This window comes from Pseudomonas juntendi (assembly GCF_021560075.1).
GTDB classification, from domain to species: domain Bacteria; phylum Pseudomonadota; class Gammaproteobacteria; order Pseudomonadales; family Pseudomonadaceae; genus Aquipseudomonas; species Aquipseudomonas juntendi.
Window position 1 is genome coordinate 3807253 of record NZ_CP091088.1, and the last position, 24781, is coordinate 3832033.

Annotated in this window: 21 protein-coding genes; 6 read left to right on the forward strand and 15 right to left on the reverse strand. The window is 62.2% G+C overall.

All coding sequences use genetic code 11. The features are described from left to right. Positions 1-243 precede the first annotated feature (243 nt). The 6 genes from argR to acs all read right to left on the reverse strand — a co-directional run bounded on the left by argR (position 244) and on the right by acs (position 6865). Positions 244-1224 (reverse strand): transcriptional regulator ArgR, encoded by a 981-nt coding sequence (gene argR / locus L1P09_RS17680; RefSeq protein WP_009681484.1) that lies wholly within the window; start codon positions 1222-1224, stop codon positions 244-246. A gap of 98 nt (positions 1225-1322) precedes the next feature. Further along, on the reverse strand, positions 1323-2087 hold the full coding sequence (locus L1P09_RS17685; RefSeq protein ID WP_054904773.1) for an ABC transporter ATP-binding protein: 765 nt from the start codon (positions 2085-2087) through the stop codon (positions 1323-1325). 22 nt (positions 2088-2109) lie between these two features. Then, complete coding sequence (locus tag L1P09_RS17690) at positions 2110-2808, reverse strand: ABC transporter permease (protein ID WP_029887202.1); 699 nt, start codon at positions 2806-2808, stop codon at positions 2110-2112. Then, positions 2805-3494 (reverse strand): ABC transporter permease, encoded by a 690-nt coding sequence (locus tag L1P09_RS17695; protein ID WP_054881940.1) that lies wholly within the window; start codon positions 3492-3494, stop codon positions 2805-2807. Before L1P09_RS17695 ends, L1P09_RS17690 begins: the two co-directional genes overlap by 4 nt. Before the next feature lie 87 nt (positions 3495-3581). Then, entirely contained in the window at positions 3582-4367 is a 786-nt protein-coding gene (locus L1P09_RS17700; protein ID WP_009681488.1) for an ABC transporter substrate-binding protein, read from the reverse strand. A gap of 536 nt (positions 4368-4903) precedes the next feature. After that, complete coding sequence (gene acs, locus L1P09_RS17705; protein WP_009681489.1) at positions 4904-6865, reverse strand: acetate--CoA ligase; 1962 nt, start codon at positions 6863-6865, stop codon at positions 4904-4906. Between the two features lie 397 nt (positions 6866-7262). Here acs and L1P09_RS17710 point away from each other — a divergent pair, with 397 nt between their 5' ends. Further along, positions 7263-7517: a DUF2790 domain-containing protein gene (locus tag L1P09_RS17710; protein ID WP_009681490.1), complete on the forward strand. Its 255-nt coding sequence runs from the start codon at positions 7263-7265 to the stop codon at positions 7515-7517. An 83-nt stretch (positions 7518-7600) separates the two neighbouring features. Here L1P09_RS17710 and L1P09_RS17715 read toward each other — a convergent pair whose 3' ends face one another. Continuing rightward, positions 7601-9160: a sigma-54-dependent phenylalanine hydroxylase transcriptional regulator PhhR gene (locus L1P09_RS17715; protein WP_009681491.1), complete on the reverse strand. Its 1560-nt coding sequence runs from the start codon at positions 9158-9160 to the stop codon at positions 7601-7603. A gap of 254 nt (positions 9161-9414) precedes the next feature. On the opposite strand from L1P09_RS17715, the gene phhA reads away from it, so the two are divergent. The 4 genes from phhA to L1P09_RS17730 all read left to right on the forward strand — a co-directional run bounded on the left by phhA (position 9415) and on the right by L1P09_RS17730 (position 12250). Then, positions 9415-10203 (forward strand): phenylalanine 4-monooxygenase, encoded by a 789-nt coding sequence (gene phhA, locus L1P09_RS17720; protein ID WP_009681492.1) that lies wholly within the window; start codon positions 9415-9417, stop codon positions 10201-10203. 39 nt (positions 10204-10242) lie between these two features. Next, the gene (locus tag L1P09_RS17725) at positions 10243-10599 is read left to right on the forward strand and encodes a 4a-hydroxytetrahydrobiopterin dehydratase (RefSeq protein ID WP_009681493.1); all 357 of its coding nucleotides are present in this window, start codon (positions 10243-10245) and stop codon (positions 10597-10599) included. Between the two features lie 244 nt (positions 10600-10843). Beyond that, complete coding sequence (locus tag L1P09_RS26175; protein ID WP_009681494.1) at positions 10844-10972, forward strand: hypothetical protein; 129 nt, start codon at positions 10844-10846, stop codon at positions 10970-10972. Between the two features lie 90 nt (positions 10973-11062). Next, positions 11063-12250, forward strand: coding sequence for an MFS transporter (locus L1P09_RS17730; RefSeq protein WP_054881938.1), 1188 nt, complete (start codon positions 11063-11065; stop codon positions 12248-12250). A gap of 44 nt (positions 12251-12294) precedes the next feature. Here the strand turns inward: L1P09_RS17730 and ydiJ are convergent, their stop codons facing one another. Then, positions 12295-15315, reverse strand: a complete 3021-nt coding sequence (gene ydiJ / locus L1P09_RS17735) for a D-2-hydroxyglutarate dehydrogenase YdiJ (protein WP_009681496.1) — start codon at positions 15313-15315, stop codon at positions 12295-12297. A gap of 151 nt (positions 15316-15466) precedes the next feature. On the opposite strand from ydiJ, the gene L1P09_RS17740 reads away from it, so the two are divergent. Continuing rightward, positions 15467-16351 carry a LysR substrate-binding domain-containing protein gene (locus L1P09_RS17740; RefSeq protein WP_235767946.1) on the forward strand — a complete coding sequence of 295 codons (885 nt, stop codon included), beginning with the start codon at positions 15467-15469 and terminating at the stop codon, positions 16349-16351. A gap of 741 nt (positions 16352-17092) precedes the next feature. Here the strand turns inward: L1P09_RS17740 and L1P09_RS17745 are convergent. From L1P09_RS17745 to L1P09_RS17775, 7 genes are all read right to left on the reverse strand, one after another. Next, positions 17093-18040 carry an IS110 family transposase gene (locus tag L1P09_RS17745; protein WP_029886225.1) on the reverse strand — a complete coding sequence of 316 codons (948 nt, stop codon included), beginning with the start codon at positions 18038-18040 and terminating at the stop codon, positions 17093-17095. 295 nt (positions 18041-18335) lie between these two features. After that, positions 18336-19754 carry an amino acid permease gene (locus tag L1P09_RS17750; RefSeq protein WP_166524954.1) on the reverse strand — a complete coding sequence of 473 codons (1419 nt, stop codon included), beginning with the start codon at positions 19752-19754 and terminating at the stop codon, positions 18336-18338. A gap of 603 nt (positions 19755-20357) precedes the next feature. Next, on the reverse strand, positions 20358-21425 hold the full coding sequence (gene rluB, locus L1P09_RS17755; protein ID WP_235767947.1) for a 23S rRNA pseudouridine(2605) synthase RluB: 1068 nt from the start codon (positions 21423-21425) through the stop codon (positions 20358-20360). Between the two features lie 185 nt (positions 21426-21610). Then, positions 21611-22381, reverse strand: a complete 771-nt coding sequence (scpB, locus tag L1P09_RS17760) for an SMC-Scp complex subunit ScpB (RefSeq protein WP_054905566.1) — start codon at positions 22379-22381, stop codon at positions 21611-21613. Then, entirely contained in the window at positions 22368-23093 is a 726-nt protein-coding gene (locus L1P09_RS17765; protein ID WP_161893131.1) for a segregation and condensation protein A, read from the reverse strand. Before L1P09_RS17765 ends, scpB begins: the two co-directional genes overlap by 14 nt. A 125-nt stretch (positions 23094-23218) precedes the next feature. Then, positions 23219-23848, reverse strand: coding sequence for an L-threonylcarbamoyladenylate synthase (locus L1P09_RS17770; RefSeq protein WP_054905567.1), 630 nt, complete (start codon positions 23846-23848; stop codon positions 23219-23221). 13 nt (positions 23849-23861) lie between these two features. After that, positions 23862-24722, reverse strand: a complete 861-nt coding sequence (locus L1P09_RS17775) for a PHP domain-containing protein (protein ID WP_029887819.1) — start codon at positions 24720-24722, stop codon at positions 23862-23864. Between the last annotated feature and the right edge of the window lie 59 nt (positions 24723-24781).

Here is a 24781-nt window from a genome sequence, read left to right on the forward strand (position 1 = left end):
TTTTCGGCAATGCGACAAACACTGTCGCAATCGCGCAGTGTACGGGAGAGAGGGGGCTGGGTGAACGGGTGTTCACCTGGAGATGACGGAGTAGAAGGTGCAAGCCGATATTTTTATGCCGGGGCGGGTGTGAGGCGTTGGTATCGCGCCGTGGCGGGTGCATGACGTTGTTCTAGTAGCGCGGCGCACGATATCCGCCCCACCATCACCCTCAAGGCATACACCCCGGCCCCAACCGAGCTATCAACCCTTTTCAGCCGGCGCCGAACTCAACTCGAACGGGCTGCTGCTACGCCGCTGGTTACGGTCTTCCCGCGGCGTAGCACCAAAGAAATTGCGGTACGCACTGGAAAAATGCGGCCCCGACGAGAAACCACAGGAAAGCCCGATCTGGATGATCGATTTGCTGGTCTGCATCAGCATCTGCCGCGCCTTGTTCAGCCGCAGCTCCAGGTAGTACTGGCTCGGCACGCGGTTCAGGTACTGCTTGAAAATGCGCTCCAACTGCCGGCGCGAGACGCATACGTGCTGGGCAATTTCGTCGGTGGTCAGCGGTTCTTCGATATTGGCTTCCATCAGCAACACCGCCTGGGTCAGCTTGGGGTGGCTGGAGCCGAGACGATTCTGCAGCGGAATACGTTGGCGCTCGCCCCCCTCGCGGATACGCTCGACCACCAGTTCCTCCGACACCGCACCGGCAAGCTCGGCGCCGTGATCGCGGGCCAGCACCGCCAGCAGCAGGTCGGTAACGGCCATGCCGCCGCACGCCGTGAGGCGGTCACGATCCCAGTCAAACAGGTGGCTGGTGGCGATGACCCTGGGGAAGCGCTCGGCAAAATCATCCTGCCAACGCCAGTGCACGGCAGCCCGGTAACCATCGAGCAAACCCAGCATCGCCAGCGGATACACACCGGCTGCAAGCCCCCCGATCATGCAGCCGCTGCGCGCCAGCTGCTTGAGCGCGGCCGACAACGCAGCCCCTACCGCCACGGGTGGCTCGTCTGCCAGCAGGAACAGCTTGTGACAACCTTCCAGGCCACCGTTCCAGGGCTCGCCTGGCAGGCGCCAGGCACCTTCCGGCGCAGGCTCGGCCTGCAGGAACGACAGTTCGTAGACCACGTCCGGATGCACCCGCTGCGCCACCTGCAACACTTCCTCGGCCAGCGCCAGGGTCAAGGGCCTGGTGCTGGGCCAGATGAGAAAACCGATTCGCTGGGTGGTCATAAGGTACGGTCCGAAACCTGAGGTCGTTCGAGTCTGTGCGCCGGGTCAGGCCGCGCTTGCCGCGCAGCATGCCCTATTCTGGTGCAAAAATGCAGCTTTTACTTCAGGCTGCCGGAGAGGAACTGCTTCAGGCGTTCCGACTGCGGGTTGGCCAGCACTTCACGCGGGCAGCCGGTCTCTTCCACCAGCCCCTTGTGCAAGAACACCAACTGGTTGGACACCTCGCGGGCAAAGCCCATTTCGTGGGTGACCACGACCATGGTCCGGCCTTCCTGGGCCAGCGCCTGCATTACCTTCAGCACATCGCCGACCAGCTCGGGGTCGAGTGCCGAAGTCGGCTCGTCGAACAGCATAACCTCCGGCTCCACAGCCAGGGCGCGGGCAATTGCCACACGTTGTTGCTCCCCGCCAGACATGTGCCCCGGGAAGGCGTTCTTGCGGTGGGCGACACCCACCTTGGCCAGGTAGTGCTCGGCCTTTTCCAGGGCTTCCTTGCGGTTCACGCCCAACACATGCACCGGCGCCTCGATGATGTTCTCCAGCGCGGTCATGTGCGACCACAGGTTGAAATGCTGAAACACCATCGACAGCCGCGAGCGCATGCGCTGCAACTGACGCGGGTCTGCGGCCTTCAGCGCGCCGTCCTTGCCAGCGACCAGCCTGAGCTCTTCGTTGTTGAGCAGGATCTTGCCGGCGTGCGGCTGCTCCAGCAGGTTGATGCAACGCAGGAAGGTCGACTTGCCCGAACCGCTGGAGCCGATGATGCTGATGACGTCGCCGGCCTTGGCCGCCAGCGACACGCCCTTGAGTACTTCATGGCTGCCGTAGCGCTTGTGCAGGTCTTGGACTTCGAGTTTGTACATGCTGTCGATTCTCACAAAGCGGTCAGTGCTTGCGTGGCGCCAGGTAGCCGAGCCAGCGGCGTTCGGCCATCTTGAACAGGCGCACCAGGATGAAGGTCAGGCACAGGTAGAACACGCCCGCCGTGATATAGGCCTCGAAAGGCAGGTAGTACTGCGCATTGACCGTGCGTGCGGCGCCGGTTATGTCGATCAGGGTGACGATCGACGCCAGGCTGGTGGTCTGCAGCATCATGATCACTTCGTTGCTGTACTGCGGCAGCGCCCGGCGCAGGGCCGAAGGCAGCAGGATGCGGCGGTACATCTTCATGCGTGACATGCCCATGGCCTTGGCCGCCTCGATCTCGCCATGCGGCGTGGCCTTGAGGCTGCCGGCGATGATTTCTGCGGTGTAGGCACTGGTGTTGATGCCGAACGCCAGGCACGCACAGAAGGTGGCGCTGGACAACAGCGGCCAGAAGACACTGTCGCGTACCGCTTCGAACTGGGCCAGGCCGTAGTAGATCAGAAACAGCTGCACCAGCATCGGCGTCCCGCGGATGACATAGGTATAGAGCCAGGCGGTGAAGTTGACCACCGGCTGCCGCGACACCCGCATCAAGCCCAACGGAATAGCCCCCAGCAAGCCGAAGAACAACGAAATGGCCAGCAGCTTGAGGGTGGTCAGCAGGCCGCCGAAGTACATCGGCAACGCCTCCCAGATGACGTTGTAGTCGAAGATCATAGTTCAGCCACCTTGACGCCCACCGAGTAGCGGCGCTCCAGAAACTTCAGGGCCAGCAGCGAAACACTGGTCAGCACCAGGTACAACGCGGCCACCGCCAGGAAGAAGGTGAACGGCTCGCGCGTGGCGTCGGCCGCCTGTTTGGCCTTGAACATCATGTCCTGCAGGCCGACCACCGAAATCAGCGCGGTGGCTTTGGTCAGCACCAGCCAGTTGTTGGTGAAACCAGGAATCGCCAGGCGGATCATTTGCGGAACCTGGATACGGAAGAACACCTGGCGCGCGCTCATGCCATAGGCGAACCCCGCCTCGGCCTGCCCCTTGGGAATGCCGAGGAAGGCGCCGCGGAAGGTTTCCGACAGGTAGGCACCGAAGATGAAGCCCAGGGTACCGATACCCGCGATCAGCGGGTTGAGGTCGATGTAGTCTTCGTAGCCGAGCAGCGGCGCCACCCGGTTGATGATGTCTTGCCCGCCGTAGAAGATCAGCAGGATCAGGACCAGGTCCGGAATGCCACGGATGACCGTGGAATACAGGTCGCCAAGCCAGGCCAGCCAGCGCACGGGCGACAAGCGCAGCGCCACACCGATCAGGCCGAGCACGATGGCCAGGGCCATCGACGACAGGGCAAGCTGCAGCGTCAGCCACGCCCCGTCGAGGATGACTGCCCCGTAGCCTTTCAACATGATGAGGTCCTCGACCTAGAGAATGAAAAATGGTGCAAACCTCAGAGCCTCTGCTGTTTGCACCATTGCACAGGTAAACCCGACGTCTTAGTTCGAGTCTGGACCGTAGATGTCGAAGTTGAAGTACTTCTTCTCGATTTCCTGGTACTTGCCGTTGGCGCGGATGGCGTCGATGGCCTTGTTGATGCGCTCGCGGTTGGCGTCGTCGCCCTTGCGTACGGCAATGCCGATACCGTCACCGAAGTACTTGGCGTCGGTGAAGGCCGGGCCTACGAAAGCAAAGCCCTTGCCGGCGTCGGTTTTCAGGAAACCGTCTTCCAGCAGGGTGGCGTCAGCCACGGTGCCATCGAGGCGACCGGCTGCCACGTCCAGGTAGATTTCGTTCTGGGTGCCGTAAGGCACGACGGTGGCACCTTTGGCGCCCAGCACTTCCTTGGCGAAGCGGTCGTGGATCGAGCCGCGCTGTACGCCGATCTTCTTGCCCTTGAGTTCGTCCAGGCTGTCGCTGACGGTGGTGCCTTCCTTCATGACCAGGCGCGCCGGCGTCAGGTAGTAGCGCTTGGTGAAGTCGACCGACTTCTTGCGGTCTTCGGTGATCGACATCGACGACAGGATGGCGTCGATCTTGCGCACCTTCAGCGCCGGAATCAGGCCATCGAATTCTTGCTCGACCCAGGTGCACTTGGCCTTCATCTCTTCGCACAAGGCGTTGCCGATGTCGTAGTCGAAGCCAGCGATGCTGCCGTCGGGCTGTTTGAAGGCGAAAGGTGGGTAGGCGGCTTCGATGCCGATTTTCAACGGCTTTTCATCGGCCTGCGACACCAGGGAAAACACGGACAGCGCCAGGGCGCCAAGCAGTGCAAGCTTCTTCATCAGGTAACTCCATCGGTACGGGGCAATACAAGGCAGATCACGGCTGCCCGATATGCGAATGAGTACAACGCGAGCCGCGCAGGGTTCGACCAAGGCCGCATACCACGAGCGAGTGTGTGGCATTCTAACGACAGCCCGGTAGTCGATATTTCTTCAAAGCGACAACTACTTATAGAAGCGCCTGAAACCGCCGCGGGCGATGTTGACAGCCATTGCAAAATATGCAAAAGCGCAAGAAATAGAACCTATAGAACTAGCAATTCCTGGGCCTATTATTGGCAAAGCCTCGAATTACGGCAAGTGGGGCGAGCGGCACGGCTGCAAATGCCATGAAGCTGCACTGGAATGGGCCGGTTTTGTTTCCCCGCGCCCCGCCATTGTGCGGCACCGGTGACACAACGGTTACCGATGATTGTCGGGTAACAGTAAAGCAAAAACCCCGCCGGTTGCCCGGGCAGGGTTTCTGTAGGAGCGGCCTTGCGTCGCGATGGGTCGCAAAGCGGCCCCTGTCATTCAGCGCACACGCCGGTCCGCCATCACGCCGATGCCAGGCTCATCGCCTTGTGGGTATCGATCAGGTGCTGCACCACCCCCGGGTCGGCCAGGGTAGAGATATCGCCCAGCGCATCGTACTCACCGGTGGCAATCTTGCGCAGGATGCGGCGCATGATCTTGCCGGAGCGGGTCTTGGGCAACCCAGGCGCCCACTGGATCACATCCGGGGAAGCGATGGGGCCGATCTCCTTGCGCACCCAGTTCTTCAATTCCAGGCGCAACTGCTCGCTGGCCTCGACACCCGCATTGAGGGTGACATACACGTAAATGCCCTGCCCCTTGATGTCGTGCGGCACACCCACCACTGCAGCTTCGGCCACCTTGGCGTGCGCCACCATGGCACTCTCGATCTCGGCCGTGCCCATGCGGTGGCCCGACACGTTGAGCACGTCATCCACGCGACCAGTGATCCAGTAGTAACCGTCCTCGTCCCGGCGCGCGCCGTCGCCGGTGAAGTACATGCCGCGGAAGGTCTTGAAATAGGTATCCACGAAACGGTCGTGGTCGCCATACAGCGAACGCGACTGCCCAGGCCAGGAATCGAGGATCACCAGGTTGCCCTCGGCCGCACCGTCGATCAGGTTGCCCAGGTTGTCCACCAGTGCCGGCACCACGCCGAAGAACGGCCGGGTCGCAGACCCTGGTTTCAGGCCGGTGGCACCCGGCAGCGGGCTGATCAGGATGCCGCCGGTTTCGGTCTGCCACCAGGTGTCGACGATCGGGCAGCGTTCCTTGCCTACGGCCTTGTAGTACCAGCTCCACGCTTCCGGGTTGATCGGCTCGCCCACCGACCCCAGCAGGCGCAGGCTGGAGCCATCGGCCCCGGCTACAGCGGCCTGCCCTTCAGCCATCATGGCGCGGATGGCGGTTGGTGCGGTGTAGAGGATGTTGACCTTGTGCTTGTCGATGATCTTCGACACCCGGGTGATGTCCGGGTAGTTCGGCACGCCCTCGAACAGCAAGGTGGTGGCACCGTTGGCCAGCGGGCCGTAGACGATATAGCTGTGGCCAGTGACCCAGCCCACGTCCGCGGTGCACCAGTACACCTCACCGGGGCGGTAGTCGAACACGCGCTCATGGGTCAGCGCGGCATACACCAGGTAACCGCCCGTGGTGTGCAGCACCCCTTTTGGCTTGCCGGTGGAACCCGAGGTGTACAGGATGAACAGCGCCTCTTCGGCGCCCATTTCTTTCGGCGCGCAATGGCTGGAAGCCACCTTCATCAGGTCTTCGTACCAGATGTCGCGGTGCTGGTGCCAGGCGATGTCGCCACCGGTGCGCTTGCACACGATGATTTTCTGCACGCTGTTGGTTTCAGGGTTGGTCAACGCCAGGTCGACGTTGGCCTTGAGTGGGGTACGACGACCACCGCGCAGGCCCTCGTCGGCAGTGATCACCACCTTGGACTTGCAGTCGATGATCCGGCCGGCCAGCGCTTCGGGCGAGAAGCCGCCGAACACCACCGAATGGATCGCCCCGATGCGTGCACAGGCCAGCATGGCGACCACGGCTTCGGGGATCATCGGCATGTAGATGGTGACCACGTCACCACGGTGCACGTCCTGGCCACGCAGGGCGTTGGCAAACTTGCAGACCTGCTCGTGCAGTTCGCGGTAGGTAATGTTGCGGTGCTCGGAAGGGTCGTCACCTTCCCAGATGATCGCCAGCTGGTCACCGCGCTCTTCCAGGTGACGATCCAGGCAGTTGGAGGAAACGTTCAGAGTGCCGTCGGCGAACCATTTGATATCGACGTGGTGGTCGTCGAACGAGGTCTGCTTGACCTTGGTGAACGGCTTGATCCAGTCGATACGCTGGGCCTGCTCGCGCCAGAAGCCGTCCGGGTTGATCACCGATTGCTGGTACATGGCCTTGTAAGTGGCCTCGTCGGTCAGCGTAGTGGCCGCAACCTCGGGACGAACGGGATACAGTGGAGCCGCACTCATCTGTGTTACCTCGGTGTAATAGTTGTTTTTGTATGGAACCGTTTGTAACTGTACCAGAGCAACAAAAGCCATTCGACGTTGGTAGTAATTTGGTACGGCCGTACCGGCAGAAGGCTCTGGCGCAAGCCTTACAGCTTGCCTGGCATGCCGCTTAACGCACGGAACGATGGATTGTTACAGATTCTGTTAAAAGACTTTATCAAAACACCCCCTGTTTCGGCCCGGGTGGCGGCCATAAAATTCACTTCGCCAGCAACGGCAAGGCGATTAACAACTGGTAACAGCCCCCACGAAGGCGCACGTTGATCTCCCTTTATCTGGTTAGTTGAAACTTGATGTACACGCGGCGCCACAAGCGCCGCGCGCCCCCTCACGACCTTAGACAGGTATATTTGAAATGAAAGCTTTACTGGTATTGGTACTGGGTAGTCTTTGCGGCGCGGCACTGGCCGATGAAGCCAAAGATGCCGAGCAGATTCCGGTTGAACAATACAGTTACTCTCAGCACCTGGACATTGCCCGCGTCATTTCCATGAGCGAAGTGCCCAATGTGTGCGAAGTCGTGCCAGCGCGCATGACCTACGAGGACTCCCAAGGGCAGAAGCATATCCTCGAATACCGCGTGATGGGGAACGGCTGCTCTAACGGGTGAAGACCTTGAATCGGGGCCCTGCGGGGCCCCTTCGCGGCACAATACCTGTAACTTTAAAGCAGTGCCAAAGTTGTTGCCCGCCCCTAATCGCCCGACTTGTTAAGTGAATAATCTCTCAACTTGTTGGCAATGGTGGTATGTGAAACACCCAATCTTTTTCCCAGTGCCCGGCTACTGGAAAACTCGCCCATCAAACTTTCCAGCACCGCTTTTTCAAAGCGCCCGACGATCTGCGAAAGATCCCCTTCCAGCGAAAAATCACCCAGCGGTTGGCGCACGCCATAATCCGGCAAACGAATATGCTCGCTCTTGACCACGCCGCCTTCGCATAATGAAACCGCCTGGAACAAAACGTTCTCCAACTGCCTTACATTACCCGGCCAATGATACTGCCCAAGTTTGTCCATGGCTGCCGGCGCCAAACGTGGCAAGGCGCAGCCGATCTGCCGGCTGGCCTGATCAATAAAATGCTGCACCAGCCCTTCCAGGCCATCCATGCACTCGCGCAAAGGCGGAATGTGCAGCGACAACACGTTGAGGCGGTGATACAAGTCCTGGCGGAATTCACCACGGGCACACAATTCGGACAAGTCCACCTGGGTGGCGCAGATCACCCGTACATCCAGGTATACCTCTTCATCGCTGCCGACCCGGCGGAAGCACCCGTCCTGCAGGAAGCGCAGCAGCTTGACCTGCAGGCGCGGGCTCATCTCCCCCACCCCGTCAAGGAACAAGGTGCCCCCCGCAGTCAGTTCCAGTAACCCAAGCTTGCCCTCGGCCCGCGCCCCTTCGAATGCCCCCGGGCCATAGCCGAACAGCTCGGTCTCGGCCATCGACTCTGGCAACCCGGCACAGTTGAGCGCCATCAATGGCGACTGCCCGCGCGGGCTGGCCAGGTGGCACGCCCGCGCCAGCAGCTCCTTGCCGGTGCCGGTCTCGCCCTCGATCAGCAACGGCGCATCCAGCGGCGCCATGCGCCGCGCTTCACGCACCACGGCTGCCATCACCCGCGAACTCTGGAAGATGCTGTCGAAACCCCGCAACTCCTGCTTGCGCACATTGTAGATGCGCTCGCCAATGCGGTCGGCACGGTGCAGGGTAAGCACGGCACCGGCCAGCGCCTCGCTCTCGTCATGCTCGGACTGCAGCGGCGCGATATCGGCCAGAAACACATCACCCTTGACCTGGATGCGCAGGCCGTTGATACGCGACTTGTTCGCCCGCACCAGCTCGGGCAAGTCGAAATCTTCGACGTAGCGGGCCAATGGCATGCCCGGCACCTCGTCCACGCGTACCCCCAACAGCTGCGCTGCGGCACGGTTGGCCGCAACGATGCTGCCGCCCATATCTACCGACAGCACCGGGAAGTCCAAGGCCCCCAGTAGCGCGTTCAGCTCCATGTGCCGGCGCTCACTGGGCATCAGCCCCACGCGCTTTACGCCGAACACCCCGGCAATGGCCTCGAACTTCGGGCGCAGGGCTTGGAACTGCAAATTGACCAGGTTCGGGCAGTGCAGGTAGATGGCGTTGCCATGGTCACCCCCCACCTCGCCGCGCAGCACGTTGATGCCGTACTCGACCAGCAGGTTGAGGATGTCCCGCAGGATGCCAATGCGATTCTGGCAGTGCACTTTGATACGCATGAGGGCTCTCGCAACGCCGATGTTTTTCAACACAGCGCAGAAAATTCGTAAAGATAAGCTGACAAAAACCGAACAAACGCCAGCCGAATACGGCGTATTTTCCGCGCTCTCGTGAAATTTGTAAAATTTTCGTTACGATCTTCACCCCGCGAGGCATTTCAACGCAGCCAGGCCCCCGTGCAAAGCGGTGAGCAAAAGCCTAATGCTTGGGTATGTGCCGTACATAACAAGAAAGCCCTCACCAGGAGAGCCCTATGAAACAGACGCACTACGTGGCCCGCGAGCCCGATGCGCATGGTTTTATCGATTATCCCCAGCAAGAGCACGCTGTGTGGAATACCCTGATCACCCGCCAGCTGAAGGTGATCGAAGGCCGCGCGTGCCAGGAGTACCTCGACGGTATCGAGCAACTCAACCTACCCCATGAGCGCATTCCGCAGCTGGGTGAAATCAACAAGGTGCTGGGCGCCACCACCGGTTGGCAGGTGGCCCGGGTACCTGCCCTGATCCCCTTCCAGACCTTTTTCGAGCTGCTGGCCAGCAAGCGCTTCCCGGTCGCGACCTTCATTCGCACCCCGCAGGAGTTGGACTACCTGCAGGAACCAGACATCTTCCACGAGATCTTTGGCCACTGCCCGCTGCTGACCAACCCCTGGTTCGCTGAATTCACCCACACCTATGGCAAGCTGGGCCTGGCCGCGACCAAGGAACAACGGGTGTACCTGGCCCGCCTGTACTGGATGACCATCGAATTCGGCCTGATGGAAACCGCCCAAGGCTGCAAAATCTACGGTGGCGGCATTCTTTCATCGCCCAAAGAGACCGTATATTGCTTGTCTGGTGAACCCGAGCACCAGGCCTTCGACCCCGTCGAAGCCATGCGTACACCGTACCGCATCGACATCCTGCAGCCCCTGTACTTCGTGCTGCCGAACATGAAGCGCCTGTTCGACCTGGCCCACGAGGACATCATGGGCATGGTCCACACCGCCATGCAGCTGGGCCTGCATGCGCCTAAATTTCCACCCAAGGTTGCTGCCTGAGCGACCTTGCCGATAACAACTCGAAGCGGAAACTATTCCATGAATGCCTTGAACCAAGCCCACTGCGAAGCCTGCCGCGCCGACGCGCCGAAAGTCACCGACGAAGAGCTGGCAGAACTGATTCGCGAGATCCCGGACTGGAACATCGAAGTACGTGACGGCCATATGGAGCTGGAGCGCGTCTTCCTGTTCAAGAACTTCAAGCACGCCTTGGCGTTCACCAATGCCGTTGGCGAAATCGCCGAAGCCGAAGGCCACCACCCCGGGCTGCTGACCGAGTGGGGCAAGGTGACCGTGACCTGGTGGAGCCACTCGATCAAGGGCCTGCACCGCAACGACTTCATCATGTGTGCGCGCACCGACAAGGTGGCGGAATCGGCTGAAGGCCGCAAGTAAAGCCGCGACTGCCCCACTGACACCGGCAAGGCCGGTGCCCTGCGCCACCCCTGCCTGGCGGGCGAACGCGCCACAAAGCCGCCGTTTTTCGGCCAGATGTTGTGCGCTGTTCGCCCGCAAACCCGACCGGCGAGCGGGAAAAAAACCAAACTGTCATCCAGACTTGTGTATCCTGCCCCAGCTTTGTAAAGCTTCAAACGCGCCTGGCGCAGACTTTTCACTCACACTTGCGAGGAACGACGAGATGCATGAGATCCCGAATCTTCCCTTCCCAAGCCTGAACCCAGAAGAGCCAACCGTGACCGCCCACGCCGAACCGGCAGCTGCCGTCGAGCAGGATGGTGACGATCAATCCAGCGCTGACCAGGACTAACTGCGCATCCCCGACTGTGTGAAAACGGCTGACCTGCGGGCCACCCCCGTCAGCACGTTTTCACACCGTCCAGAACCCATGTAGGCCCTCATGCCCGACTCACCCCGCCCCCTTGCGGTCACCCTGCAAGTCGTCTCCATCGTTCTGTTCACCTTCATTGGCTACCTGAACATCGGCATTCCGCTGGCCGTACTGCCCGGCTACGTACACAACGACCTGGGTTTCAGTACCGTCGTCGCCGGCCTGGTGATCAGCGTGCAGTACCTGGCGACCCTGCTCAGCCGCCCTGCCGCCAGCCGCATCATCGACAACCATGGCAGCAAGAAAGCCGTGATCTACGGCCTTGCCGGCTGCGGCATCAGCGGCGTGTTCATGCTGGCCTGCGCCTTCCTGACCCACCTGCCCGGGTGGAGCCTGGCCTGCCTGCTGGCTGGCCGACTGGTGCTGGGCAGCGCCGAAAGCCTGGTGGGTTCGGGCTCGATAGGCTGGGGCATCGGCCGGGTCGGGGCTGCCAACACGGCCAAAGTGATTTCCTGGAACGGCATTGCCAGCTACGGCGCCCTGGCCATCGGCGCGCCGCTGGGCGTACTGATGGTCAAGGGCCTTGGGCTGTGGAGCATGGGCCTGAGCATCATCCTGCTGTGCGCGGTCGGCCTGCTGCTGGCCTGGCCCAAACAGGCTGCGCCCATCGTCCATGGCGTGCGCCTGCCCTTCCTGAGCGTGCTGGGCAAAGTCTTCCCGCATGGCTCGGGGCTGGCCCTGGGCTCGATCGGCTTTGGCACCATCGCCACCTTCATCACCCTGTATTACGCCAGCCAGGGCTGGGCCAACGCCGCACTGACACTGAGCCTGTTCGGTGCCAGCTTCATCAGTGCTCGCCTGCTGTTCGGCAACCTGATCAACCGGATTGGCGGGTTTCGCGTGGCCATTGCCTGCCTGGCGGTAGAAACGCTGGGGCTGCTGATGCTGTGGTTGGCGCCCAGCGCGGAACTGGCGCTGGCCGGGGCAGCACTGAGCGGGTTTGGCTTTTCGCTGGTATTCCCGGCGCTGGGCGTTGAGGCAGTGAACCAGGTCTCGGCGGCCAACCGCGGGGCGGCGGTGGGGGCGTATTCGCTGTTCATCGACTTGTCGCTGGGGGTAACCGGGCCTCTGGTGGGCGCAGTGGCGGCCGGGTTCGGGTTTGCCTCGATGTTTCTGTTTGCCGCCGCCGCTGCGGCCTGTGGGTTGCTGCTGAGCCTGTATCTGTATCGGCAGGCTCAACAGGCCCGGGCGCGGTAAAACGACGCCGCGCTGGGCTGCAAAGCAGCCCGCGCCGCTGAAGGTCAGCGCTGGGCGTACTGCAACACCACTTCCAGCGGGTGGCGCATCTGGCGTTCGGTCATGCGCTTGACCTGGCTGCGGCACGAATACCCGGTAGCCAAAGGTTCGCCCTCCTTGTCCAGCTTGGTGGCCCAGCTTTGCTCGAAGATGGTCCGCGAGGTTTCCTGGTTGCGCGCCTCATGCCCATAGGTACCGGACATACCGCAGCAGCCAGTGGCCTCGGTCACCAGCTTCAGCCCCAAACGGGCAAACACCTGCTCCCATTGGCGGGTACTGGCCGGCACGTTGGTCTTCTCGGTGCAGTGCGCCATCAGGCGGAAGTTGCCCGGCGCGGTCGGTGCCTGTTCGGGCAGCACATTCATCAGCCATTCCTGCGGCAGCAGCACCTGCGGGCAACCGTCCATGCCCGGCACCTTCTGGTACTCCTGGCGGTACACCAGGGTCATGGCCGGGTCCAGGCCCACCAGCGGCACGCCGCAATCGGCCAGGGCCTTGAGCTGGCTGGCATTGCGGATCGCCGCCTTGGCGAATGCACCGAGGAACCCCTGCACATGCAGCGGCTTGCCGTTGGCGCTATACGGCGCCAGGAACACCCGGTGGCCGAGGCGGTTGGCCAGGTCGATGAACGCCGAAAGCAACGGCGTTTCGAAGTAACGGGTGAAGGCATCCTGCACCAGCACGATGCTGCGCTCGCGCTGGGCCGGGGTCAATTCGCGCAGCGCCGGCACCGTGGCCACGCCAACACGGCAGCGGGTCAGGGTGGCCTGGAAGTTGAAGCGGCTGATCAATGGGCTGTCGACCATGCCGACCTTTTCGGCCAGCAGCCTGCTCACCCATTTCGACCCCATCACCGCGTTGTACAGCCCCGGTGCGTGTGCCAGGTAGGGGATGGTGAACTCCAGCGAGCCGATCAGGTAGTCGCGCAGGGGGCGCTGATAACGGCCGTGGTACAGCTCCAGAAAGCGCGAGCGGAAGTCCGGCACGTTGACCTTGATCGGGCACTGCCCAGCGCAGGATTTGCACGCCAGGCAACCGGCCATGGCGTCATACACCTCATGGGAGAAGTCGGCCTGGCCCTGGTTGCGTGCGCGGTTGTTGCGCAGGCGCGCCGGCAGGCCCTTGAGCCACGAGACCTTGTTACGCGCCGCAGCCAGCACGTCGATGTTCGCTTCGCCCTGCAGGCGCAGCCATTCGCGCATCAGCGAGGCACGGCCCTTGGGCGAGTGCTGGCGCTCACGGGTGGCTTTCCATGAGGGGCACATGGCGTCGTTGGGGTCGTAGTTGTAGCAGGCACCGTTGCCGTTGCAGTGCACGGCGCTGCCGAAGTCTTGCCAGACCCGTTCGTCGATGCTGCGGTCCAGGTCGCCGCGCAGGGTCACGCCATCGACCTTGGTCAGGCCTTCGGCGCTGTCGGGCGGCGTGCAGATCTTGCCCGGGTTCAGCTGGTTATGCGGGTCGAAGGCGCCCTTCAGGCGCTGCAGTGCTGGGTACAGTTCGCCGAAATACTCCGGCACGTACTCCGAACGCAGGCCCTTGCCATGCTCGCCCCACAACAGGCCGCCATAGCGTTTGGTCAGTGCCGCCACCGCATCGGAAATCGGCTTGACCAGCGCGGCCTGGGCCGGGTCTTTCATGTCCAGCGCGGGGCGTACGTGCAGCACGCCGGCATCCACGTGGCCGAACATGCCGTAGGCCAGGCCGTAACCATCGAGCAAGGCCCGGAAATCGGCGATGTAGTCGGCCAGTTGCTCCGGCGGCACCGCGGTGTCCTCGACGAAAGGTTGCGGGCGCACCTCGCCCTCGACGTTACCCAGCAGGCCCACCGAGCGCTTGCGCATGGTGTAGACACGGGTGACGGCCTCGGAACCCTCGGCCAGCGTGTGGCCCAGGCGCTCGACACTGGTGTCGCTCTGCAGGTGCTGGAGGAACGCCTGCACCTTGGCATTGACCTGCGCCGGCTCGTCCCCGCAGAACTCCACCAGGTTGATGCCCAAGGTCGGCCGCTCGGGGTCGGCCGGGAAGTATTCGGCAACGCTGTGCCAGACGATATCCTTCATCGCCAGCATGAGCACCTTGGAGTCCACGGTTTCGATGGACAGCGGCTTGTGCGCCATCAGCGCATTGGCGTCGCGCAGGGCATCCATGAAGCTGGTGTAGCGCACATTGACCAGTACCGCGTACTTGGGGATCGGCAGCACATTGAGCTTGGCTTCGACCACATACCCAAGCGAGCCCTCGGCACCGCACAGCACGCTATTGAGATTGAAACGGCCCTGTTCGTCGCGCAGGTGCGCCAGGTCGTAGCCGGTCAGGCAGCGGTTGAGCTTGGGGAAGGTGCGCTCGATCAGGTCGCCCTGGGTTTGCTGGATGTCCCGCGCCATGCGGTACACCTCGCCCACCCGGCCAGGCGCGGCACAGGCCTGCTCCAGCGCGGCCTCATCGATCGGCAGGCTGTGCAGGCGCTCGCCACCGAGCAGCACGCTGTGCAACTCCAGTACGTGGTCGCGGGTTTTGCCATAAGTACAGCTGCCCTGGCCGCTGGCGTCGGTGTTGATCATGCCGCCGACGGTGGCGCGGTTGGACGTGGACAGCTCAGGGGCGAAGAACAGCCCGTACGGCTTGAGCGCAGCATTGAGCTGGTCCTTCACGGTGCCGGCCTGCACCCGCACCCAGCGCTCCTCGACATTGATTTCGAGGATGTTGTTCATGTGCCGCGACAGGTCGACGACAATGCCATCGGTCAGCGACTGGCCGTTGGTGCCGGTGCCCCCGCCGCGCGGGGTGAGCTTGACGTGCCGAAAGCGTGCTTCGGCCATCAGCGTGGCCACGCGCGCCACATCGTCGGCATCCAGCGGGAACACCGCAGCCTGCGGCAGGCGCTGATAGATCGAGTTGTCGGTGGCCAACACCGTGCGGGTCGCGTAGTCGGCGCTGATCTGGCCACGGAAGCCGCTGTTGCGCAGGGCTTCGAGGAATTCTGGGTAGTTGGCACTGGGTGCAACGGTTGGCAGCTGGGCGATCATCGAAGGATGGCCTCTTGATATTGGCTATTCACGGGATTCCTGTCGCCCCGGCATGGGTCAAACCAGGCGGGGGTGACGTATAAGCCAATGTTCCTGTAGTTTGCGCTCAGGGGCAAACGGATAATCCTGCCGCTATCAATGACTTTTATGAATGAATTACCGCCACCTGACTCCGTCCATGTCGCTGCTGCTGGCATTCGAGGCCGCCGCCCGGCATGAAAGCTACACCCGCGCCGCTGCCGAACTGTCACTGACCCAAAGCGCGGTCAGCCGGCAGGTGCAGGCACTGGAACAACAACTGGGCCTGACCCTGTTCCGCCGTGAAGGGCGCCAGGTGCAACTGACCGATGTCGGCCGGCTGTACCAGGGCGAGCTCAGCGAGGCGCTGGGGCGCATCCGCAGCGCCACCCTGCAAGCGCTGGCTTACCAGTCCGGGGTCGGCACCTTGCGCCTGGCCACCCTGCCCACCTTCGGCTCCAAATGGCTGTTGCCGCGCTTGCATGCGTTCTACAGCGCGCACCCAGGCATGCTGGTGCACATTCACTCACGCATCGAAGCCATTAATTTCGAAACCAGCGAGATCGATGCCGCCATTGGCGTGGCCAGCCACGACCTGCCCGGGCTGGTCTGCCATCGCCTGCATGCCGAGGAACTGGTGGTGATCGTACCGCCGCAGGCCAGCGCCGACCGCCAGGGCTGGAGCCCCGCCAGCATCAGCGAAGAGGTGCTGCTGAACGTGGCCAACAACCCGCATGCCTGGGGCGAGTGGTTTTCCCACCATGGCCTGCCGCACCGGGCGATGCGCCTGGGGCCGAGTTTCGAGCTCACCTCGCACCTGATCCAGGCCGTGCGCGCCGGGATCGGCATCGGGCTGGTACCGCGTATTCTCGTGGAAGAAGAACTGGCCAAGGGTGAACTGCACGGCCCCGGAACAGCTTTTGCCAGCCAGCGCAGTTACTACCTGATCTACCCGCCGAGGAATGAGGCATTACCGTCGTTGCGGGCGTTCAGGGGGTGGTTGCTGGAGCAGATCTGAGTCCTGCCTCGACCGCATAGGCCCCAAGCCCTGTGCAGTACCTGTAGGAGATTCTATGGTTTCTGGCAAGGGTAGCCGGAGCATCTTCAGCGCCTGTGAGATCGAGCGCCGCCCGCGCGGCGCATCGCGAGCTGCGCTCGCTCCTACGTTTGTTTCGGGCCAGTAACGCCTGTGACAGGCGCGCGCGGCCGCCTTGTTTGTACGGCGCGATATTGAGGCATGCACCAAGGCGTTCGCGCGCGAATCCCACAGGAATAATTGGCCCGAAACAAACGTAGGAGCGAGCGCAGCTCGCGATGCGCCGCGCGGGCGGCGCTCGCTCTAACAGGCGCTGCATACCTTGTGGCAAACACCTGTCAGCCCTGATGCGATCCCTGTGGGAGATTCTATGGTTCCTGGCAAGGGTAGCCGCTGCATCTTCAGTGCCTGTGAGATCGAGCGCCGCCCGCGCGGCGCAATCGCGAGCTGCGCTCGCTCCTACGTTTGTTTCGGGCCAGTAACGCCTGTGACAGGCGCGCGCGGCCGCCTTGTTTGTACGGCGCGATATTGAGGCATGCACCAAGGCGTTCGCGCGCAAATCCCACAGGAATAATTGGCCCGAAACAAACGTAGGAGCGAGCGCAGCTCGCGATGCGCCGCGCGGGCGGCGCTCGCTCTAACAGGCGCTGCATACCTTGTGGCAAACACCTGTCAGCCCTGATGCGATCCCTGTGGGAGATTCTATGGTTTTAGGGAAGTTTTTTAAGCGGCTTTTGACCGATACTCGTCTCCGCTTTTCAGTAGGGCAAATACTACTCGCGCCAGTTTGCGTGCGAGCATGACAAGCGATGCTGTCGTGCTAAAACCACGCGCCAGGCGCTCTTCGTAGTACGACTTCCATGCTGCTGTGCGGGATGCTGACATAGCCGCGTTGTGAAGGAGGCGTCGAGCTTCGGGGTCTCCTCGCTTCGTGAGCTTGGATTGCCCTTTTTTCTGCCCCGACTGCGCAATCCTCAGATCCATACCCAAAAAGGCGATAAACGCATCACCCCCGCTGAAGTTGCCACGCTGAAACGTCGCTGTCAGGCGAGCAGCAGTTAGAAAACCCACCCCTTCGACCTTCATGCAGCGCTTTACCTGAGGCATCAGCCCGGCCTTTTCCAGCAGGCCCTTGATCATCTTCTCCACCAGCAGCTCAAGCCGCTGCATCGCACGCAGATGCGTCTTGAAGGCGGCTTTGAGTAGCGGTTCATTGGCCCACCCCTGAGTCAGGCTGGTTCGTGCCTGGACCAGTCCTGCACGTCGCCGGAACAAGCTCAGAAGCTGTCGATAGATAGCCGGTGGCGGCGCCCAGGGCGTTAGGTCCTGCCCTTCGTTCTTCAGATAGCGGGCCAACAGCTGGGCATCAATTGCATCAGTCTTAGCGCGTACGTTGACACCTTTACGGTAATGGCTCAGGGCGTACCCATCTACCACGTAAATCGTATGCCCGAACTCAAAGGCCAGATCCGTAAACAGGACGTGATAGATGTTGGTCGCTTCGATAGCGACGGACATCGCACCCGAGAGGCCTTTGAGCCATTTCTTGATAGCTGCTTTAGTATTGGGGATTGCTATGAGTTCTGCTGATTCATCGTCCCAAATGACCAATTCTGTTTTGGCCACATCCACGCCAATCAGCCGCTTTGAATCAGCAACCACCATTGCCATGAGCAACTCTCCTCGATAGTGTTGGAGTACTTGAAGGGTCACCCAGAGGCGCTGGCTTGTGTCTTTCGTCGGTCCGAGCCCGGAAGCATTCTTTATCGGCGCTTGGGTGAAAAGGGAGGAGGGGCGAGGTCTCCCACGGTCTGTACTGCGCTAACAGTCAGAAGCTGGCTTTGTCCCTCCTCCTCCCTTCAAGTCTAACCATACAAGCTGGCTTGCCAGCGATAGGGCCCAAACAGGCAATAAAAAACCCGAAGCCAGTCCCCCGGCTTCGGGTTCCCCTATTTCCTGCAGACCCTTACTTGGCTACGGTTCCAGCAACCCCACCGGTATTCAGCCGCCGACGTGGCTTGACCATGTACACCACGAACATCGCAAACAGCCAGATCGGGATCGCGTACACCGACACCTGAATGCCTGGAATCATCAGCATGATGCCGAGAATCAGGACCACGAAGGCCAGCACTACATAGTTGCCATAGGGGTACCACAGCGCCTTGAACAGCGGCTTCTGGCCGGTGCGGTCAAGGTGCTGGCGGAATTTCAGGTGCGAATAACTGATCATCGCCCAGTTGATCACCAGGGTAGCCACCACCAGCGACATCAGCAGTTCCAGGGCATTTTGCGGCATCAGGTAGTTGAGCAGCACGGCCACGAAGGTCACCGCTGCCGACACCAGAATCGAGCGCACCGGCACGCCGCGTTTGTCGACCTTGGCCAGCGCTGCCGGGGCATCGCCCTGCTCCGCCATGCCCAGCAGCATGCGGGCATTGCAGTAGGTGCCGCTGTTGTACACCGACAGCGCGGCCGTCAGCACCACGAAATTCAGCAGGTTGGCGGCCACGTCACTGCCCAGCAGCGAGAACACCTGCACGAATGGGCTGCTGCCATAACTGCCGCCCGAGGCGTCGATGCTGGCCACCAGGTTGTCCCACGGGGTCAGCGACAGCAGCACCACCAACGCACCCACGTAGAAGATCAGGATACGGTAGATGACCTGGTTGATCGCCTTGGGGATCACGGTCTTCGGCTTGTCGGCCTCGGCAGCGGTGAACCCGAGCATTTCCAGGCCACCGAAAGAGAACATGATGAAGGCCAGGGCCATGACCAGGCCGCTGACGCCATTGGGGAAGAACCCGCCGTGCGACCACAGGTTGGCGACGGTGGCCTCCGGGCCGCCGCTGCCGCTGGTCAGCAGGTAGGCACCCAGGCCGATCATGCTGACGATGGCGACCACCTTGATGATGGCGAACCAGAATTCGGCTTCACCGAAGAACTTCACGTTCATCAGGTTGATGGCGTTGATCAGCACGAAGAAGGCGGCTGCGGTAACCCAGGTCGGGATTTCCGGCCACCAGTAATGGACATACTTGCCAACCGCCGACAGCTCCGACATGCCCACCAGGATGTACAGCACCCAGCAGTTCCAGCCAGACAGGAAACCGGCGAAGCCGCCCCAGTAGGTGTGGGCAAAATGGCTGAATGAGCCGGCCACCGGCTCCTCGACGATCATCTCGCCAAGCTGGCGCATGATCATGAAGGCGATGAAGCCGCAGATGGCGTAACCGAGGATCATCGACGGGCCGGCGGATTTCATCACGCCTGCCGAGCCGAGGAACAGGCCGGTACCAATTGCGCCGCCAAGGGCGATCAACTGGATGTGACGGTTCTTCAGGCCCCGCTTGAGCTCGCCTGAATGCATGTTTTGTCCACTCATGAACGAAGTCACCTGCATTGTTTTTATCTGTGACGGAATCGGACCCACCGCGCTCGTGGCGCAGCGGAATGGGCAAGGTGGTTACCTTGGGTTTCTCGACCTCAGGTGCCGCCGGGGCGGGTCAACCAGGCGTGATCAAGAGTGCGCGGTACGCAAGGGGGTCACAGGTAAAACGCGGCGCACTGTATACCCCTGCAAACGCGCAGGCGTCAACGCGTTGCATCCTTTCCTCGGGAAAAAACGCAGCGATCCTGTGGTATAGGCCTTCAAAGGCGGAGTGATCGGCGTACATGGCGCCTCCATTTGTTGTTTTGTCAGCCAGGCGCTGTGAACCGGCTGTTGCACACGGCAATAGCGGCTATAACACCGTGGGCAAGGGGGTTTGGGCAAGGGTGGTGGGGATTGGCGCGGGGGGCTTGCATCGTTGGCAGCGGCAAGTTTTTTTGACAGGCCGGGGCGTATTCCGAAACACGAACGGAAATCGGCTGATTTTGTACACATTTCTTTACGGGGTGGTTCGCGGACTTGCCAGTCGTCCGAAAAATTCTTTTGCTTCAGTGTCTTGGGGCCGCAAAGCGGCCCCAAATTACTTAATTGGGCCAATCAGCCACGCGGCTTGCCACGGCCACGGCCAGCAGGCTTGTCACCTTCAGGCTTGGCTGGGCGCTTGCGCATTTCGCTTGGGCGCTCGGCCACGGCGCTGCCGCGGTTGCCTTTGCGTGGCGCTTCTTCACGCGGCTGGCGTGCCGGGCGCTCGCCAGCGGCAGCACCTTCGTGGGCCGGGCGCAGGTTGCGCACGCGCTCGCCACGGCCCAGCGGGCGGGACGATTTACGCTGCAGTCGCTCCATCTTGTCCTTGGCCTTGAGGTTCAAGGCAGGCAGCGCAACCGGCTGCAAGCCGACTTCAGCGGCCAGGATGTCGATTTCGCCCTGGGACATTTCCCGCCAGCGGCCCATCGGCAGGTCGGAGTTGAGGAACACCGGGCCGAAGCGCACGCGCTTCAGGCGGCTGACCACCATGCCCTGGGATTCCCACAGGCGACGCACCTCGCGGTTACGGCCTTCCATCACCACGCAGTGGTACCAGTGGTTGAAACCTTCGCCACCGGGTGCCTTCTGGATGTCGGTGAACTTGGCCGGGCCGTCTTCGAGCATTACACCGGCCTTCAGGCGCTCAATCATCTCGTCATCGACTTCACCACGCACACGCACCGCGTACTCGCGGTCCATCTCGTAGGACGGGTGCATCAGGCGGTTGGCCAGTTCACCGTCGGTGGTGAACAGCAGCAGGCCGGTGGTGTTGATGTCGAGTCGGCCAATGTTGATCCAACGGCCTTCTTTTGGCCGCGGCAGGCGATCGAACACGGTCGGGCGGCCTTCCGGGTCGTCACGGGTGCAGATCTCGCCATCGGGTTTGTTGTACATGATCACCCGGCGGGTGGCCTCGGCGGCCTCCTCGCGCTTGATCAGCTTGCCGTCAACGGCAATGGCATCGTGCAGGTCGACGCGTTGGCCGAGGGTAGCCGGGACGCCGTTGACCTTGATCCGGCCCTGGCTGATCCAGGCCTCGACGTCACGGCGCGAGCCCACGCCGATGCGGGCCAGCACTTTCTGCAGTTTTTCGCCGGACGGCGGGGTAATTGCGGTGTCTTGCAGGTCTTGCTCACTCATCTGGGCACCTCCCGGTGTAGGAATGACAAAGGGTTTCTGGCGACGAATGCGCCAAAAGGCCGCGCATCATACGCGGTTCGGCGGGGGAACGCACTGCAGGTTAGAAGGTTTTGCGGGGGCAGCGAGAGGTTTCTGCCTAACGGTGAGGTGCTTGCCGCGCAGGGCCGCTACAGGCAACCGCACGATCAGGGCTGCAGCTTGCCCTCTTCTTCCACCGCGGCCTCAGGTGCTTGCCCACGCAAATCGTCAAAGTCGGTCTTCAGCCCTTCTTCCATGGCATCCAGCTCCACCAGCAAGCTGCGGAAGCTGGTTTCCTCCTTCGGCTCGTCAACCGCTTCCTGCTCGCCCAGGCTGGCATCGGCCAGGGCCTGCAGGTGGGCCGGTACCGGTGCATCATCCGGGTCGAGCAGCGGCTCAGGCTGCAGCTCGCGCAACTCGGCCAACGCTGGCAACTGCTCCAGGCTCTTGAGGTTGAAGTGGTCCAGGAACGCCTTGGTGGTGGCGAACATCGCCGGCCGGCCGGGCACCTCGCGGTAGCCCACCACGCGTATCCACTCGCGCTCCATCAGGGTCTTGATGATATTGCTGTTCACCGCCACCCCGCGCACATCCTCGATCTCGCCACGGGTGATCGGCTGGCGATAGGCGATCAACGCCAGGGTTTCCAGCAAGGCACGCGAATAGCGCTGCGGGCGCTCTTCCCACAAGCGGCCGACCCAAGGGGCGTAGGCTTCGCGAATTTGCAGGCGGTAGCCGCTGGCCACCTCCTTGAGCTCGAAAGCGCGGCCGTTGCACGATTTGCCCAGCACCTCCAGCGCCTGCCTGAAAACCTTGGGCTCGGGGCGCTCGGCTTCCTCGAACAACTCGAACAGACGCTCCAGTGATTGCGGTTTGCCCGACGCCAGCAGGAAGGCTTCGATCAGCGACGCCAGGTCGCGGGGTTCATTCAGGTTCATCGGGTTCTTCAACAAGCGCCGGGCGAAGCCGCACGTGGATGGCGGCGAAGGGTTCATTCTGCACCAGTTCGATCAGCGCTTCCTTCACCAGTTCGAGAATCGCCATGAAGGTGACCACTACCCCCAGCTTGCCCTCGTCGTGCCCGAACAGCTCGACGAACGGCACGAAAGCACCGCCCTTGAGGCGCTCCAGCACCTGGCTCATGCGCTCGCGGGTGGACAGCGTTTCACGGCTGATCTGGTGGCTCTCGAACAGGTCGTTGCGCCGCATCACCTCGGCCATGGACACCAGCAGCTCTTCCAGGCTGACCTGCGGCAACAGCTTGCGCACCTTGGCCTGCGGTGCCTCCAGGCGCGGCACCCGCACCTCACGGCCAACCCGTGGCAACGCGTCGATACCTTCGGCTGCGGCCTTGAAACGCTCGTACTCTTGCAGCCGGCGGATCAACTCGGCGCGCGGGTCACCCTCCTCTTCCTCGGCCTCGGCCGAGCGCGGCAGCAGCATGCGCGACTTGATCTCGGCAAGCATGGCCGCCATTACCAGGTATTCGGCGGCCAGTTCCAGGCGCACGCTTTTCATCAGCTCCACATAGCCCATGTACTGGCGGGTGATTTCAGCCACGGGGATGTCGAGGATGTCGATGTTCTGCTTGCGGATCAGGTACAGCAACAGGTCCAGCGGCCCTTCGAAGGCTTCCAGGATGACTTCCAGGGCGTCTGGCGGGATGTACAGGTCCAGCGGCATCTCGGTCAGGGCTTCGCCGTAGACCAAGGCCAGTTGCAACTGCCGCGGCTCGTCGACCTGCGTGGCCGGCGCCTCGGGCGCTTGCAGCTGGCTCACGCGCTGGCCATGAACGGCGCAGGGTCGCCGCAGCCTTCTCGAATCAGCTCAGGTTCGTCGCCGGAAAGGTCGATGATGGTCGACGCCTTGAGGTCACCGTAGCCGCCATCGATCACCAGGTCGACATGGTGCTCCAGGCGCGCACGAATTTCGTAAGGGTCGGTCATCGGCTCGTTATCGCCAGGCAGGATCAGGCTCACGCTCATCAGCGGCTCGCCCAGCTCAGCCAGCAACGCCAGGGTAATGGCATGGTCTGGCACCCGCAGGCCGATGGTGCGGCGTTTTTCGTGCAGCAGCAGGCGGGGCACTTCGCGGGTGCCGTTGAGGATGAAGGTGTACGGCCCAGGCACGTGCGCCTTGAGCAGGCGGAAGGTGCCGGTATCGACCTTGGCATACAACCCCAGCTGCGACATGTCGCAGCACATCAGGGTGAAGTTGTGGGTCTTGTCCAGGCCACGCAGGCGCCGGACGCGCTCGATCGCCGCCTTGTCGCCGATCTGGCAACCCAACGCATAGGCCGAATCGGTGGGGTACACCACCACGCCCCCCTTGCGGATGATCTCTACCGCCTGGCGGATCAGCCGCGGCTGGGGGTTCTCCGGATGAATCTGGAAAAATTGGCTCACGTAGTCGTCCTGTTCATACCGTAATAGGCTGTTCATGGCTGAATCGGCGCCACAAAGGCGGCAGGTCCTCGGGCAAAGGCCGGTAGGCACCGATCTCGCCCCAGGTGCCGGGGCCGTGGAAGTCACTGCCAGCGCTTGCCAGCAGGCCGAACTCACGGGTAAGGATGGACAGGGTGCCCACCTGCTCGGCAGGCATCATCCCGTTGACCACTTCAAGCGCCTGCCCACCTGCCTGAATATAGTCGGCAATCAGCCGCCTGCGCTTGCTGCGGGTCAGGTCGTAGTGCATGGGATGGGCCAGGCTCACCCAGGCTTTGGACTGGCGCAGCGTGGCAACGGTTTCATCAAGGGTGGGCCAATGCTGCTTGACGTCGCCCAGCTTGCCCGCCCCCAGCCACTTGCGAAACGCCTCGCCGCGGTCCTTGACGTGCCCGGCACGCACCAGGTATTCGGCAAAGTGCGGGCGCGCCGGTGCGTTGCCGCTGTCGCCCAGCTCGTGCTGCACGGCGCGGGCGCCGTCGAGGGTGCCTGGCATACCCTTGGCGGCCAACCGCTTGTCGATTTCTTCGGCGCGCAGCCAGCGGCCGCGGTGCAACGCTTCGATCGCCGCCAGCAATGGCGGCGCATCGAGCGGGAAGTCGTAGCCCAGCACGTGAATGGTGGCGCCCCCCCAGGTGCACGAAAGCTCGACCCCGCTGACCCAGCGCATGCCCCGCTCAACGCAGGCCAGGCGCGCTTCGGGCAGGCCTTCGAGGGTGTCATGGTCGGTCAGGGCCAGCGTTTGCACCCCGTGCTCATGGGCCCGGGCGACCAGCGCCGTGGGCGACAGGGCGCCGTCGGAGGCCGTGCTGTGACAGTGCAGATCAACATTCATGGAGGAGCGCTTTCGCTGGAATCGATGTTTGTTATTATGCCGTCACATCCCGATTCTGG

Coding starts and splice junctions, on each gene's coding strand:
- argR (WP_009681484.1), bottom strand. CDS start 1,224: ATGACCACCCAGCGAATCGGTTTTCTCATCTGGCCCAGCACCAGGCCC.
- L1P09_RS17685 (WP_054904773.1), bottom strand. CDS start 2,087: ATGTACAAACTCGAAGTCCAAGACCTGCACAAGCGCTACGGCAGCCAT.
- L1P09_RS17690 (WP_029887202.1), bottom strand. CDS start 2,808: ATGATCTTCGACTACAACGTCATCTGGGAGGCGTTGCCGATGTACTTC.
- L1P09_RS17695 (WP_054881940.1), bottom strand. CDS start 3,494: ATGTTGAAAGGCTACGGGGCAGTCATCCTCGACGGGGCGTGGCTGACG.
- L1P09_RS17700 (WP_009681488.1), bottom strand. CDS start 4,367: ATGAAGAAGCTTGCACTGCTTGGCGCCCTGGCGCTGTCCGTGTTTTCC.
- acs (WP_009681489.1), bottom strand. CDS start 6,865: ATGAGTGCGGCTCCACTGTATCCCGTTCGTCCCGAGGTTGCGGCCACT.
- L1P09_RS17710 (WP_009681490.1), top strand. CDS start 7,263: ATGAAAGCTTTACTGGTATTGGTACTGGGTAGTCTTTGCGGCGCGGCA.
- L1P09_RS17715 (WP_009681491.1), bottom strand. CDS start 9,160: ATGCGTATCAAAGTGCACTGCCAGAATCGCATTGGCATCCTGCGGGAC.
- phhA (WP_009681492.1), top strand. CDS start 9,415: ATGAAACAGACGCACTACGTGGCCCGCGAGCCCGATGCGCATGGTTTT.
- L1P09_RS17725 (WP_009681493.1), top strand. CDS start 10,243: ATGAATGCCTTGAACCAAGCCCACTGCGAAGCCTGCCGCGCCGACGCG.
- L1P09_RS26175 (WP_009681494.1), top strand. CDS start 10,844: ATGCATGAGATCCCGAATCTTCCCTTCCCAAGCCTGAACCCAGAAGAG.
- L1P09_RS17730 (WP_054881938.1), top strand. CDS start 11,063: ATGCCCGACTCACCCCGCCCCCTTGCGGTCACCCTGCAAGTCGTCTCC.
- ydiJ (WP_009681496.1), bottom strand. CDS start 15,315: ATGATCGCCCAGCTGCCAACCGTTGCACCCAGTGCCAACTACCCAGAA.
- L1P09_RS17740 (WP_235767946.1), top strand. CDS start 15,467: ATGAATTACCGCCACCTGACTCCGTCCATGTCGCTGCTGCTGGCATTC.
- L1P09_RS17745 (WP_029886225.1), bottom strand. CDS start 18,040: ATGGCAATGGTGGTTGCTGATTCAAAGCGGCTGATTGGCGTGGATGTG.
- L1P09_RS17750 (WP_166524954.1), bottom strand. CDS start 19,754: ATGAGTGGACAAAACATGCATTCAGGCGAGCTCAAGCGGGGCCTGAAG.
- rluB (WP_235767947.1), bottom strand. CDS start 21,425: ATGAGTGAGCAAGACCTGCAAGACACCGCAATTACCCCGCCGTCCGGC.
- scpB (WP_054905566.1), bottom strand. CDS start 22,381: ATGAACCTGAATGAACCCCGCGACCTGGCGTCGCTGATCGAAGCCTTC.
- L1P09_RS17775 (WP_029887819.1), bottom strand. CDS start 24,722: ATGAATGTTGATCTGCACTGTCACAGCACGGCCTCCGACGGCGCCCTG.